At 30.5% G+C, this 14,684-nt stretch carries 17 protein-coding genes; 11 read left to right on the top strand and 6 right to left on the bottom strand.

The window, feature by feature from the left end; genetic code table 11:
• Positions 1-91 precede the first annotated feature (91 nt).
• The 8 genes from IF125_RS01365 (at position 92) to IF125_RS01400 (ending at position 7,241) form a co-directional block, all read left to right on the top strand.
• Complete coding sequence (locus IF125_RS01365; protein ID WP_225541267.1) at positions 92-1,039, top strand: glycosyltransferase family 2 protein; 948 nt, start codon at positions 92-94, stop codon at positions 1,037-1,039.
• Complete coding sequence (locus tag IF125_RS01370) at positions 1,032-1,925, top strand: glycosyltransferase family 2 protein (protein ID WP_225541268.1); 894 nt, start codon at positions 1,032-1,034, stop codon at positions 1,923-1,925. The genes IF125_RS01365 and IF125_RS01370 overlap by 8 nt, the downstream gene beginning before the upstream one ends.
• 5 nt (positions 1,926-1,930) lie before the next feature.
• A complete protein-coding gene (locus tag IF125_RS01375; RefSeq protein WP_225541269.1) occupies positions 1,931-2,719 on the top strand; it encodes a glycosyltransferase family 32 protein in 789 nt (262 codons plus the stop codon).
• A 64-nt stretch (positions 2,720-2,783) separates the two neighbouring features.
• Entirely contained in the window at positions 2,784-3,836 is a 1,053-nt protein-coding gene (wecB, locus tag IF125_RS01380; RefSeq protein WP_225541270.1) for a non-hydrolyzing UDP-N-acetylglucosamine 2-epimerase, read from the top strand.
• Positions 3,833-4,510, top strand: a complete 678-nt coding sequence (locus IF125_RS01385; RefSeq protein WP_225541271.1) for an NAD-dependent epimerase/dehydratase family protein — start codon at positions 3,833-3,835, stop codon at positions 4,508-4,510. The genes wecB and IF125_RS01385 overlap by 4 nt, the downstream gene beginning before the upstream one ends.
• Positions 4,497-5,411, top strand: a complete 915-nt coding sequence (locus IF125_RS01390; RefSeq protein WP_225541272.1) for a glycosyltransferase family 2 protein — start codon at positions 4,497-4,499, stop codon at positions 5,409-5,411. The genes IF125_RS01385 and IF125_RS01390 overlap by 14 nt, the downstream gene beginning before the upstream one ends.
• On the top strand, positions 5,401-6,372 hold the full coding sequence (locus tag IF125_RS01395) for a hypothetical protein (RefSeq protein WP_225541273.1): 972 nt from the start codon (positions 5,401-5,403) through the stop codon (positions 6,370-6,372). Before IF125_RS01390 ends, IF125_RS01395 begins: the two co-directional genes overlap by 11 nt.
• Positions 6,373-6,389: 17 nt before the next feature.
• Positions 6,390-7,241 (top strand): capsular polysaccharide synthesis protein, encoded by an 852-nt coding sequence (locus IF125_RS01400; RefSeq protein ID WP_225541274.1) that lies wholly within the window; start codon positions 6,390-6,392, stop codon positions 7,239-7,241.
• On the opposite strand, the gene IF125_RS01405 is transcribed toward IF125_RS01400, so the two are convergent.
• A complete protein-coding gene (locus tag IF125_RS01405) occupies positions 7,242-8,255 on the bottom strand; it encodes a glycosyltransferase family 2 protein (RefSeq protein WP_225541275.1) in 1,014 nt (337 codons plus the stop codon).
• Positions 8,256-8,356: 101 nt separating this feature from the next.
• Between IF125_RS01405 and IF125_RS01410 the strand changes: the two genes are divergently transcribed.
• From IF125_RS01410 to IF125_RS01420, 3 genes are read left to right on the top strand one after another with little or no spacing between them, the layout of a single operon-like run.
• Entirely contained in the window at positions 8,357-8,914 is a 558-nt protein-coding gene (locus IF125_RS01410) for an acyltransferase (protein ID WP_225541276.1), read from the top strand.
• Between the two features lies 1 nt (position 8,915).
• Positions 8,916-9,725: a glycosyltransferase family 2 protein gene (locus IF125_RS01415; protein WP_225541277.1), complete on the top strand. Its 810-nt coding sequence runs from the start codon at positions 8,916-8,918 to the stop codon at positions 9,723-9,725.
• Positions 9,722-10,750 (top strand): glycosyltransferase family 2 protein, encoded by a 1,029-nt coding sequence (locus tag IF125_RS01420; RefSeq protein WP_225541278.1) that lies wholly within the window; start codon positions 9,722-9,724, stop codon positions 10,748-10,750. Before IF125_RS01415 ends, IF125_RS01420 begins: the two co-directional genes overlap by 4 nt.
• Positions 10,751-10,813: 63 nt before the next feature.
• Here IF125_RS01420 and IF125_RS01425 read toward each other — a convergent pair whose 3' ends face one another.
• From IF125_RS01425 to IF125_RS01445, 5 genes are all read right to left on the bottom strand, one after another.
• A complete protein-coding gene (locus tag IF125_RS01425) occupies positions 10,814-11,509 on the bottom strand; it encodes a response regulator transcription factor (protein WP_171623967.1) in 696 nt (231 codons plus the stop codon).
• Between the two features lie 4 nt (positions 11,510-11,513).
• Positions 11,514-13,064 (bottom strand): sensor histidine kinase, encoded by a 1,551-nt coding sequence (locus IF125_RS01430; RefSeq protein WP_171623968.1) that lies wholly within the window; start codon positions 13,062-13,064, stop codon positions 11,514-11,516.
• A gap of 58 nt (positions 13,065-13,122) precedes the next feature.
• Positions 13,123-13,734, bottom strand: coding sequence for a dephospho-CoA kinase (gene coaE, locus IF125_RS01435; RefSeq protein WP_225541279.1), 612 nt, complete (start codon positions 13,732-13,734; stop codon positions 13,123-13,125).
• Between the two features lie 70 nt (positions 13,735-13,804).
• Entirely contained in the window at positions 13,805-14,161 is a 357-nt protein-coding gene (gene yajC, locus IF125_RS01440; RefSeq protein ID WP_171623970.1) for a preprotein translocase subunit YajC, read from the bottom strand.
• A gap of 24 nt (positions 14,162-14,185) precedes the next feature.
• Positions 14,186-14,677, bottom strand: a complete 492-nt coding sequence (locus IF125_RS01445) for a DUF1573 domain-containing protein (protein WP_171623971.1) — start codon at positions 14,675-14,677, stop codon at positions 14,186-14,188.
• Positions 14,678-14,684: the final 7 nt, after the last annotated feature.

A 14,684-nucleotide genomic window follows, 5' to 3' on the forward strand; every position in this document is an offset into this window, starting at 1 on the left:
CCGTCAAGTTTGTATCCTAATAGGTGATTTAAGAAGGATAAAGTTCTCGTTAATTTACAGAACTATCCTATTAAGAAAAACAATTTTACAAATGACCGAACAACCTTTAGTATCTATCATTATTCCTACCTACAATAGAGCGGAACTTATTGGAGAAACCTTAGATTCTGTACTTGCCCAAACCTACCAAAATTGGGAATGTATTGTGGTGGATGACGGGAGTACGGACCATACTTCAGACGTTTTAGACAACTATACTAAAAAAGACAGTAGAATATCTTATCATCATCGACCAAAACAATACAAACCAGGGGGAAATGGAGCAAGAAATTATGGTTTTGACCTTTCCAAGGGAGAGTACATCAATTGGTTTGATAGTGATGATGTGATGTTGCCAGAGAAAATTGAAAAGCAATTAATTAATTTATTAAAAAATAATAAATTAATTTCAATTACAGAAGCTTATAAGTTCGAAAATCATGTAGATATTATATTAGAAAAACACGATGTAATATATTCTGAAAATTTTTTCCAAGATTATTTTAAACAGAATTTAAAAATTTTGACACAAACTCCCTTAATTAAGAAAGAAATATTCAAAATTAATAACATATCATTATTCGATGAAAACTTAAAAGCGGCTCAAGAATGGGAATTTTTTTGTAGAATCTTTTATCAAGTTCCACTTTCAGAGTTTGATTTTATTAATGAAGTAACAGTAGCAATAAGACATCATGTAAACTCAATTACAAATAATAAAAATCAGACTAAAATTTTTGAATATTATAAAGCAAGAAGTATTGTTCGAAAATATTTGCAAAAAATGAACAATTATGATCTTGAAGACTATTTTTCGAAATATAACTTCTTAGTAATAGATCAATTTATAAGAGCTAATCAAAAAAAATTTATCTATAAAATGTTTAAGAATGAATTTTCATTATTTAATAAACCTAAAGTATTAACCCAGTTTTTCTTTGTCTACTTATTTGTGTATTTTAGAAAAGCCAAATCATTTATTACATTTAGATATGTATAAAGTTTCCATAATTATTCCTAATTATAATAGAGCAAATCTTATTGGAGAAACATTAGATTCTATTGTAAGACAAACATATGAAAATTGGGAATGTATAATTGTTGATGATGGGTCAACAGATAATTCAATAGAAGTTATTAAGACTTTTGAAGAAAAAGATCAGCGATTCAAGTTATATGTCCGTCCAAAAGATTATCCAAAAGGAGCAAACGCTTGTAGAAATATAGGAATGAAAAAGTCTGTAGGTGATTATATTATTTTTTTTGATAGCGACGATTTGATGGTTGAAAATCATGTTGAAAAAAAATTACAAACTATAATAGAAGGAAACTCAGATTTTGTGATTTCTAAAACTGAATATTTTAATAATCCTGAGAATAATAATCCGATAAATTATAGACAATTGGGTATTTTAGAAATAACATCTGACCATTTTATTATGAAAAAAATAAATTGGTTAACATTAGATGTGATGATAAAGAAAGAGATTGCAAAAATGTTAAGTTTTACAGAGAAAAATCAATCTGCAGAAGAATATAATTATTTTGTAAAGCTTGTTTTAATTACAGTTAATGCAGTAATTATTGATACAATTCTGAGTAAAAGAAGATTTCATAAGGATTCATATCAAGTTAATCTTAATAACAATAAGAAAATTGTACAAAATCAATTTCATTATTATTATGATACTTATAAAGAAACCATTGATTTGAATATATCCAAATTATCACGCGAGTTTTTAATTTCAAATGCCGTAACATGTTTTTTTAAAAATAAGAAAATGTTAAAACAAATTAGTAAGAAGGAACTATATTATTATATTATTAAAGAATTCGGACTATTAAAAGGATTAAATAAAATAAGAATTATCGAATTTTCAATTTAAACTCAATGATCCCCAAAATAATACATTACTGTTGGTTCGGAGGTAATCCAAAACCCGCATCTTTTTATATCTGTTTAGAAAGTTGGAAAAAAGCCCTTCCTGATTATGAAATCATGGAATGGAACGAATCTAATTTCGATATCAATTGCTGTGAATATGTTAGATTAGCTGCAGAGAATAAAAAGTGGGCATTTGTTTCTGATTATTCACGGGCATTAGCTTTGTATCAATATGGAGGTATTTATATGGATATTGATGTTGAGGTAAAGTTTTCGTTGGATGAATTTTTAATTCATCGTGCATTTTCTGGTTTTGAGATTAAAGGTTCGCCTTTTACGGCCTTATGGGCGACAGAAAAAGGCCATCCTTGGACAAAACGAGTAATTGATTTTTATAATGAGAAAACAAGTTTCGACTTAACGACCAATACCGTTTTTGTATCTGATTTATTGGTGAAAGAATACGGAATTGACCCTACAAGAGACGAATACCAAGAAGGAAAGGATGGAATTGTAATTTACCCTTCTACTTATTTTTGTTTGGATTTGCCTAAAAATTATGCAACACACCATTTTGTAGGAACTTGGCACGAAAGAGATTACCCAAATCCATTCAAGGACTATGTACATGCTTATTATATAACAAGAGAGTTTGCTGAACTTAAAAATGGGAAAAAGGAAGTACATAATGTAATATATAATCATAAAATGATAGAAGTAGAACAAGTTCTTAATCAAATTCCATTTCGTATGATTGTTAACTATGTATTAAAGAATCTTTTTAGTAAAAGATAGCTTTTATATGATTTAGATTATAATTTACCTAAATTTACTTTTATTAAACGAACTAAACTATAAAATGATAGCCATAATCTATGGAACACGCCCTGAATTTCTAAAAGTATATCCAATTATACTTGAAGCTAAAAAAAGAGCGCTTACATTTACTACAATTAATACAGGTCAACACACAAGTATGTTGACAGAAATGGAAGAATTATTTGGTTACAAACCAGATTACACTTTGAAATCTCAATCAAATGCGTATTCAAATTCAAATTTATTAGCGAAACTAATTGATAGTATCGCAGAAGTAGTCAAGTCAAATGCTGTTGAAAAAATAATAGCACAAGGTGATACGTTTACAGTATTAGCCTCTTCAATGGTTGCTTTTTTAGAAAAAAAAGAATTTTATCATATCGAAGCAGGGTTAAGAACGGATGATATCCGTTTTCCATTTCCAGAAGAATACAATCGCAGAGTCGTTTCTTTAACAAGTGAAATTAATTTTGCACCTACTCCATTAGCCAAAGAAAATTTATTAAAAGAAAACATTTCTGAAGAAAGAATTGTTGTTACAGGTAATACAATTATTGATTTGTTAACTTATGTATTGGAGAAAGAGAATATCTCGCTGACTAAAGGGGATGATGTTTTTATCACTGCTCACCGAAGAGAAAATATTAGCGAAAACATGTTTTCGATTTGCGATGCGATAAAAGAATTGGCGTTAGAAAATCCTTCGATTACATTTAATTGGAGTTTACATCCTAATCCCAAAACGAGAGAATTTATCTTTAAAACATTTAGCGATATTCCACAAAATATAAAGTTTATAGAACCATTAAATTACATTGAAGCGGTTAAATTAATGGCAAAATCAATGCTTATTATTTCTGATTCTGGAGGTATTCAAGAAGAAGCACCAACCTTACAAAAAAGAGTCATTATACTTAGAGAAGAAACAGAACGTCCTGAAGTACTAGATTGTGGTTGTGGTATTCTTGTTGGAGCAGATAAGGAAAAAATTAAAGAAGAATTTTATAAAGAATTAAAAAATGGACAAAACAATTTTGTTAACCCATTTGGTGTAGGGAATGCGTCTCAGTTAATTTTAGCTCATTTATTATGATTATAGGTAAAGGGCTTATTGCATCTCAATTTTTGAAACATGATCGAGAAGATGTGGTATTTTTTGCGTCGGGTGTTTCAAATTCATCAGAGCAAGATAAGCAACAATTTAAACGGGAATTGGACTTGGTTTTAGAAACAATCGCCCAATATCCTACTCAATTATTGGTTTATTTTAGTACGTGTTCAATTTATGATTCTTCTAAATATAACAGTCCGTATGTGTTGCATAAGTTGCATATCGAAGAAGTAATCAAACAAAATACAACCAACTATCTTATTCTTAGAATTAGTAATGCGGTTGGAATAGGAGGAAATCCTAATTTGTTGATGAATTATCTTTATCGCCAAATTATGACGAATCAACAATTGAATGTGCACCAACATGCGACACGTAATCTGATTGATGTAGAAGATGTAAAGGATATTACGCTTCAATATATTCAGTCTAACCGTTGGAATAGAATTGTGAATGTGGCTTATGCCGAAAATTACTTTATACCAGAAATAGTAGAAGCCTTCGAGGAAATACTACAAAAACCTGCAATGAAGTTAATGGAAAATAAAGGGGAGCATTATTCAATAGATATTCATGAGTTGCAGTATCAATTTTCTATTCAAGATAAAGAAGGGTATTTAAATAATTTAATCAAAAAATATTATGTCAGAAATTAAATTAGCAATAGTTATCCCATATTATAAATTAACTTATTTTGAAGAGACATTACAAAGTTTAGCAAATCAAACGGATAAGAAATTTAATTTGTATATAGGAGACGATTCAAGTCCTGAAAATCCTTCTGAATTGATTGATAAGTACTCAAGTATCATTACAAAATATAAAAGATATGATACAAACATTGGAGGAAAATACCTCACTAAGCAGTGGGAAAGATGTATTGATGATCTTACTGAAAATGAGGAATGGATTATGTTGCTTTGTGATGATGATATCCTAACAGAAAATTACATTGATAAGTTTTATTTAAATTTACCTGAAATAATTCAATCAAACATAACAGTTGTTAAATACAATTGCAAGGTAATAGATACAAAAGGTAATGTTGTACAAGGACCTTATCAATATGAAAAAATAGAATCTTCAACAGTTTTTTTTAAAAAATTATTTTTTAATGAAGCTTTTAGTACTTTAAGTGAAAATATTTTTAGAAAAGATAAATATTTAAAATATAAATTTAGAAATATAGAATTAGCATTTGGCTCTGATGCAATAGCTCTTTTAGAATTTTCAGAGTTTTCTAGAATCTATATGATTAGAGATGAATATATGACATTTAGAAGATCGGATATTAATATTTCAGGTAATAGAAGAGATACTAAATTGAAAGTTAGAAAAATGAAAGGTAATGCAGATTATATGTATTATTTATTAGATAAATATGCGGATAGTTTTGATTACATAACTAGATTGGAAATGTGTAAGATGTTATATAGAAATTATCGACCTGTTTATCGAACAAATGTTCAATATAATCTAAAATATTTATATCTAATGTTTAATGTTTTAGATTTAAGTGATTTTATAAAAATTTTATCTCATAAAAATGATCACTGATAACAATTTTCATTATCTGTTTCGATTAGGAAAAAGAACAAGACCATTTTTCTTAAAGCGTAATAGTAAGTTTTTTTCTTATTATAAAATAAAAGAAAAAAACAGGCAGACAAATGATTTAATTTATACATTAATTAAATCAAGGAAACCATTTATGATTGCTCGTCTTGGAAGTACAGAATCTAGGGCTATAGTGAATCATATTGTCCAAAAAGAAATTAATAATGATCTTGAAGGTATCTACAAATATTTAATAGGTAATATTGGGTTGAATTGGAAAAGTTCATCAAAATATTTAGATAACCTTTGTAAATTGTCGGGCTTTTTTCCAAATGATAAGAATTTATTAGAAAAATTTATAAACCTTTATTTAGAAGATGCTAAGAATCTAGATATTTTAGGTGTTTGGAATGAGTTAGAAGAATATATACCTACAATTCCATCAAATACTCATTTATGTAATATTAGAGAGTTAGAACCTTGGTTTTTTACAAACCCTTGGACAAAAGCATTAGAAGGAAAAAAAGTTTTAGTTATCCATCCCTTTGAACAAACTATCATTAATCAGTATAAGAATAGAGAAAATATATACAAAAATAAAAATGTTTTACCTGAATTTGAGTTAATAACGATTAAGGCAGTACAGTCAATTGCAGATGAGAAATCTGATTTTGAAAATTGGTTTGAAGCTTTAGAATTTATGAAAAAACAGATAGATCAAACCGATTTTGATATAGCAATTTTAGGATGTGGAGCTTATGGTTTTCCATTGGCAAGTTATATAAAAAATAAAGGAAAGCAAGCAATTCATTTAGGAGGAGTTACTCAACTTTTATTCGGAATAAAAGGTAAACGTTGGGAAGAATGGGAGCATTATACCTCATTGAGAGGAAATGGATGGGTATATGCCGACGAAAAGCCGAAAGGATTTGATAAAGTAGAAGGAGGGTGTTACTGGTAATATAAAAAAATAGTATAATGAACGAAATTAGAAACAGAATTAGTTTTTTGTCTCAGAAATATTTAGGGACAATTTATTCGAAATTATATAGTTTAAGAGAGTTTTGGAGGGTTAAAAGACAAGAAATTTTTAAATATAAATTTGATAAAAATAGATATCCTGGTCTTTTTTTACAAAATGACTATAAACCTTTTGATGAGATAGAGTCTAAAATAGATCAAGTTATATATTGTTTTTGGACAGGTGAGAATGAAATGTCTGAAAATAGGAAAAGAGGTTATCAATCATTGGTCGATCATTCTGGAGTTGAAGTGAAATTAATTACACCTCATAATTTACAAGAATATATTCTTCCAAATCATCCTTTGCATCCAGCTTATAAGAATTTATCGCTTGTTCATAAATCAGATTATCTCCGTTGCTACTTTATGCATTTTTATGGGGGTGGGTATCAAGATATAAAATATAACGAAAAATCATGGTTAGAATCTTTTGAAACTATAAAAAGATCTAAATCTGGATGGGTTCTTGGTTATACGGAGATGCATGGAAGAGGTATGGGGCGTGGACAAGGAATTATAGACAAAGATTTACAATATTATTATAAACATTGCGTAGGTACAGGTGGATTTATTTGCAAGTCTAATACGAGCTTTACAACAGAGTGGTATTTGGAACTACTAAAAAGAATGGATTTTTTTGAATCAGAATTAGAAAAGTACCCAGGTGATATAAAAGGAAGAAATAAAGGTTATCCGATTGTACTTTTAGGTATTTTATCTCAAATATGGGCTCCATTATGTTTAAAATACAAAGATTTTATAATTCACGACAACACTGTTTTACCAGAGTTAACAAACTACCAATAATCACCCTTCATAACGTTTTTTAAAAATTTTAAACCCAAGAGAAGTAGGAAGATTTAGCAATAGATTTTCCTTTTTTTGTTGAGGTGTAAAATCATCACTCAGGTAATCGGAAATGGTCAAACTTGGTGCTTTTTTTAGGCGATTATAATTTTGTTTCCAATAAGCGGTATCATTTCTCATTGATTTATACTGCATTTGTAAGGTTAGTTTTTTGAATCCTACAATTTTTTTACGGATAAGCTTTTTACGAATAGGATCATTTGTAGATTTATACGACTTCGTAAACCATTCGACTATTGTTTGATGATTTTCAAAATTGATTTTCTTTTTATTAAAAATCGTTGAAGCCGAATTCATGTAATAAATATAGGTGATGTCTTGTATAAAACTAATAGACTCTAATTTCTCAGCGCAATGAAATGCCCATAATTCATCTTGTGAGAATAGCCCTTTGACAAATCGTAATTTATGGTTAACAATAAAACTTCTTACGTATAATTTATTAGGACCGATAACAGGGTATTTGCCATTTACAAATGCTTCAAAAATTGCTTTATTTCCTCGAATAATGTTTTTATCACTTGTAATTCTGAACATTTGTTTTTTATCACCGGTATCTTTATATTCACAAATAGATTCTCCAACGGTAATCTCTGCATTGTATTCTTCTGCGTTGTCAACAAGTTTTTTAATGCAATCAGCTGTAATGTAATCATCACTATCCAACATATAAATATACTTTCCTGTCGATTTATCAATTGCTGTATTACGAACAACAGACAAGCCTTGATTGGTAGGTAGATGATGTAATTGAATGTTTAATTCCTTATTCGAAGCCATATATTCTTCAATGATTGCAATACTGTTATCAGGCGTACAATCATTAACCAAAATAATTTCCAGGTTTTTATACGTTTGATTTTTGACAGATTCTAAACATCTGAAAATATATTGTTCACATTTATAGACAGGTATGTTGATGCTAACAAGTGGTAAGTTATTGGTTGAGGTCATGAGTTTGGCTATTGCATATAAAAGACAAATTTAACTATTTTTACTAATTGTTGAAACCTTCAATTAACATCTTACTATATTTGTGGTATAAACCTATGAATATGATAAATAAATTGTTGTTACTGCTTGATCGATTGATTCAAAAAGCAAAAAAAGAAGAAGCGTATAAGCTGTTTAGAAAAAATCCGCAATCTTCCATAGCTACTGATTTTAAGTTGGGGTCAAATAATTATTACGATATTTCTTCAGGTGCGACTATTACTATTGCCGAAAATGTAATGATTAATGAGTCAAATTATTTGACCATAAAAAATAAAGCAAATTTTTCAATCGGTAAAAATACTTATATCACCAGGGCGACAATTTCTTGTTTAGGTCATATAGAAATTGGAGAAAATTGTATTTTAGGAGAAGGAATGAAACTATTTGACCATAACCATCAGTATACAAAAGAACCATTCTCCGTTTCCAAAACAGACTTTACGATTGGTTTTATAAAAATGGGAAATAATGTTTGGACAGGTGCTAATGTTGTTATCTTAAAAGATGTAACGATCGGTGATAATGTCATTATTGGGGCAGGTTGTGTAATTCACAAAGATGTACCCGCCAATTCGATTATAGTGAATAAACAAGAACAATTAGTAAAACTGTTGTAATATGAAATTCTCTGTTTTAATCGCTCATTATAACAATTGGTATTATTTCCAAGAATGTTATCAATCTATTCTAAATCAAACTTATCCCGATTATGAAATGATAATTGTAGATGATTGTTCTAACGATGGATCTTATGAAAAACTCGTGGAATTATCGAAGCAGGATGATAAAATTAAATTATTCCGTAATTCAGCAAACAAAAAAGTTGGGTATACCAAAAGAAGATGCGTTGAGGAAGCAAGTGGTGATATTTGTGGATTTGTAGATCCTGATGATAGGATTGTGGCTAATGCATTGGAAGATGTTATGGATGCGTACAAAAATAATGCGGACATCATTTCAACATATTCCAAAATTAAATTAATTGATGAATTTTCACAAGAAAAGGGTGAGTTTAACTTGACAAAAAAGATAAAAAATAATCATAAAACGTTTTTTAATATCAATTTTGAAGTGGCTCATTTTTTTACGTTCAAGAAAGAGATTTATGATCAAACACAGGGAATTGATTCAAATTTAACTTCTGCAGTTGATCAAGATTTATACATGAAATTATACGAGTTAGGCGAGTTTTACTTTATTGATTCTTTCCAGTACTTATACCGCATTCATGATAAAGGTGTTTCTCAAGATAAATCTAAAAAAACAAAATTGAATCTCAATTGGCACACAGTTTTATTGACAACATGTAAAAGAAGAGGTATTGATAAGTTGTATAACAAAAATGTGGATGATATAGAAAATTTACCAAAGTTTATCTTTGAAAAAGAGAATACTTTCTGGAAGAAGTTAAAACGAAGATTTTTATGACCACAATTATTATCAAATCGTTTAACCGACCGTATTATTTGGATCGTTGTTTACATTCTATCTATTTACACGTAAAAGGGAGTTTTGAAGTTAAGGTTTTGGATGATGGTACGCCACCACTGTATTTAGAAAAGATAGCGACAAAATATCCTAAAGCACTTATTCTTCAATCAAATCAGTACAAAGAAAAAATTAAAGCGATTGAAGAAAATATAACATCTGCTAAACCGATAGATGGGTTTACGATTCCTACAGATTTGTGGTTCAATACAGTCAACTCTTCGTCTGATTTTGTTTTGGTAACGGAGGATGATGTATGGTTCACCGAATCAATAGATCTGGATGAATTAGTCAACGAAATGAAATCCTTTTCGATTCCTCTTTTAAAATTAGGATGGTTAGGAAATTATTCTGACGATAAGAATTATAGGATCAAACAACTATCAGAACATATTTATCAAACACAACCTGTTGATTTGTTCACGTCGAACAAAGTGGTGATGGATTTGTTTATGTACAACAAGTACAAGTTTTTTACCATTTTGTATAAATTAGGTTTAGTTGATAATCAAACGAAACGAAAATATTGGGGAATTAATTCCATCTTGATGGGGTTATATCAAAAAGAATATTGGCTGAGCATTTGGCAAGATGCAAAAGGGGAAGTGGACGAAAAACAACAATTACGAAATGCTGCTGTTTGGTACCACAAGAATAAAAAAGCTGTTTTTGCAAGAACCCATCAGGAAGTGTTAAAAACTACTTTCCAATCTTCAGCAACGGGTTCATACCATGAATACGGAAATCATTTTGATGTCAATCGAATGAATTATATTCTAAATGAAGCATGGTTAAAGGATGAATTTGATGCGATGGAAAATTATCCAAAAGATTTTTCGGATTACTACATCAAATCATTTTTAGATCAAGCGAATCATCCCGACGCACAATATGAGGAGTGGTATAAATGGGCAGAAAAATTTAGAGCACAATATAGAAATTTAGGTGCTGAAGTAGATCATTAAACTAAATCACATAAAAAAAACCTCAACGATAAGTTGAGGTTTTATATTTTTAGTAATGATGGATTATTCTTGTACCAATAATCTGAATCCTTCGCCGTGAATATTCACGATTTCTACTGCAGGATCTTTCTTTAAATACTTACGTAGTTTTGCGATGTAAACGTCCATTGAACGTGATGTAAAATAGTTGTCATCGTGCCAAATGCGTGTTAAGGCAATTTCACGTGGCATTAAATCGTTTTTATATACGGCCAATAAACGTAACAATTCGTTTTCTTTTGGCGATAATTTTTGTGATTTACCATCGTAAATTAATTGTCTCAATTTTGCATTGAACGTGAATTTACCAATTTTGAAATCTTCTTGTTCAAATTTTTCTTCTTCACCCGAATTACGTTGTAAAACAGCTTTTATTTTGTACAATAAAACTTCTGAATCAAATGGTTTTAAGACGTAATCGTCTGCTCCAATTTTGTAACCATTCAACACGTCTTCACGCATATTTTTGGCTGTTAAAAATATAATTGGTTGTTCGCTTTTTAGTTCTTTGATCTCTTTTCCTAATGTAAAACCATCTTTTTTTGGCATCATCACATCAAGGATGCATAGATCGTAATCACTTTCTTTAAATTTGGCAAGACCATCTTCACCATCGATTGCGTGCGTAACGTCAAAATCGTTTATAACCAAATAATCCTTTAAGACGCTTCCAAAGCTTGGATCATCTTCTACTAAAAGTAATCGTTGTTTATCACTCATTGATCTATGATTTTAGAGGGATTTTAATGAAAAAAGTACTTCCTTTTCCTGCAGCACTTTCTGCCCAAACTTGTCCGCCATGCAGCTGAACAATTTTTTTGACATAAGCCAACCCAAGTCCATGACCTTTTACATTGTGTATATTTCCCGTTTCTTCTCTATAAAATTGTTCAAATATTTTTTTCAGAACGCTTTGCGGCATTCCCATTCCTTTATCAGAAATCTCAATTATAAAACTGTTGTCTTTATTGTATGTTTTTACGCGAATCTCTGGTGTGTTTGGAGAGTATTTTCGAGCATTATCCAATACATTAATCACGATATTCTCTAAATGGAATGGATCTCCGTTGACAAAAGACTGTTCTGCATTGTATTCTTCAAATATTGTACCATTTCTTTCTTCTACAATAAATCTTATCGGCTCAATACTTTTTTGTACAACACCGTTCAAGTTGACTTCCTGAAAGTTCATATCCATTTGATTTCGATCTAACTTCGACATACGTAATACCATCTCAACATGAGCGTTCATCCGTTTGTTTTCTTGTTTGATCAAATCGGCATAATATTTCACCTTTTCGGGGTCTGTATATATTTTTTCGTTTCTCAAGGCGTCAGATGCAATATTAATAGTTGCAATAGGCGTCTTGAATTCGTGTGTCATGTTGTTGATGAAATCAGTTTTGATTTCCGAACTCTTGCGTTGCAACTGCATATAATAGATCGACAAAGAGAAAACCGTTATGATGATCATGGTTAAGATAAAAGTCAACGAAATAACCGGTACTGTTGGCGCAACAATGGCTAATTTTCGATTAACAAAATTAGCTGCCAAATAATATTCGATATGGTCTTTTCGATCCAAAAATAAAGGAACCATAAATTCGATCTTGTTGCGATCAAAATCAGCTGATTTGACATTGGTTTCAGTTGAATCTTTCTTTAAAACGGCTAAGATCGGAATGGCTTGATTGATTCCTCTGTTGCGTAATTCATTTTTTAGAATAGAATCCAACATTTTATAGTTAACGCGTTTGTCGATAGGCGTTGTTCCTGCATCCCAACGAGCAGCGCTTTCTAAGGTAAACGTTCCGTCTTGTAAAGCGTTTTCGAAATTCAAGTTTAGATTCGAAATTCCTGAAGAAGCTGAATCTTTGTCAATTTTAATGACACGTTCTTGTGAATAGATATTTGCTTTCGTTAAACTATCATTGTATTGACCAGAAGGCAACATTGATTTTTCGACCACATAACGTGTGACATAGGCATAAGTGACACCCAAAGAATCTTTGATGACTCTATTTGTCACGACTTGTGGTTTATCTTTACTTGATTTTAAATCAGATTCTATCGTACTAAATTTCTTGTAGTACTTATCTAATTCAACCTTATTTATTTTTTCAGTCGTGTAATTCATCGCTTGGTACACGTTGTTGTTAAAACTTTCTGTACCGTTCTGAATGGTTAAATTCAACCAATAGAATTGAATAATAATCAATCCTATAAGCGCAACACTCATGATAACGATTAAGATTTTATAAAATCCTTTTTTCATCTATATGTTTATTGAATGATTAAAAATAGTTTAATCTTTTCTAATTTATGCGAGATTGTTAGTGTGAAGCCATCTTTTTTTTGATGTTCATCAAGGCTTGTTCAACTTCATTTTTGAGGTGAGCAAGATCGCCATTGTTATCAATGATCACATCTGATTTGGCTTTTCGCTCTTCATCCGTAATTTGATGATTGATTCTCGCCAAAATATCTTCTCGTGTTAATCCATCTCTTTCCATCGTTCGTGCAATTCGCTTTTCTATGTCCACCATAACACTTATTACCATATCGCAATCTTTGTAGCTCCCACTTTCGATTAAGATCGCTGCTTCTTTCATTACGATAGGTGTTTGTTGAGCAATTTTCCACGCTTCAAAATCTTTGAAAACAGCTGGATGAACAATTGAATTTAAAACTTTCAATTTTTCATTGTCTTGAAAAACTTGTTTGGATAGATAGGCTTTGTTCAACCCATTCTCATCATAAGCTTCTTCACCAAAAGCAGCAATGATTTTCGCTTTTACTTCAGTATTTTCGTTCTGAATAAGTTTTGCTCTTGTGTCAGAATTATACACTGGAATGCCCAATTCCTCAAAGAATTTTGCTGCGGTACTCTTTCCAGAGCCTATTCCGCCTGTGATTCCTACTACAAAAGGGTGGTTGTTTTTCATAGTTTGAAGTTAAAAAAATGCCGAAGAATAATTCCTTCGGCAATCAGTTAAATATATGTTAACCTTAAACTTAGTTTTTTTCTTCTACTGCTTTTTCTACTTTCTCAACTTTTTCAGTCGATTTTGAATAACGAGCAGCAGTTAATTCACGAGAAATAGCAGCTTTTTCAAATTTAATTTTTCCAGCTCCAGTTTCAATGACAACAGCATCGTCGTGAATCTCGTTAATTTTTCCGTGAATACCAGAAGTTGTTACGACTAAATCTCCACGCTTGATGTCAGTTTGGAATTGTTTTTCTTGCTTTGCTTTCTTTTGTTGAGGACGAATCATGAAAAAATACATAATCACGAACATTCCTCCGAACATTAAAAGCATCGACATTCCTCCGCCTTGAGCACCTGCTTGTAAAAAGATTGTTTGAATCATTTTTAATTTTTAATGGTTTATTATTTATTGTCCAAATGCTTGTTGAGCATTTTGATCATTTGCAGTTGCTCCAATAACGTTTGCAGAAATGTCAAAATTTTCTTGTCCATTTACTGTGTTTGTTACTAAAGTAACTGTTTTTTGTTGTCTTCCGTTCATGTTACCCGCCGTATACACAACTTTGATAGAATCTGTAGCTCCTACTGCAATAGGCGTAGATGGGAACTCAGGAACTGTACATCCACAAGTTGCAGACGCATCACGAATAACTAATGGTGATTTACCGTCATTTTTGAACTTGATATATGTTTCTACTTTATTATTGGCCTGTACTTCTCCAAAATCATGGTTTGCTTCGGCTAATGTTAAAACTGGAGCAGTAGCAGGATCTACAACATTTTCAGCTTGTTGAGCTGTTTCTTCTGCTGTAAAGTTATCGCTTGCTTTTTTTTCTCCACAAGAGCTGATTGCGAATGATAGGGCGAATGCACCTAAAATAAATAATTTACTTTTCATATTTATA

It is taken from the genome of Empedobacter stercoris, assembly GCF_020281205.1.
Classification (GTDB): domain Bacteria; phylum Bacteroidota; class Bacteroidia; order Flavobacteriales; family Weeksellaceae; genus Empedobacter; species Empedobacter stercoris.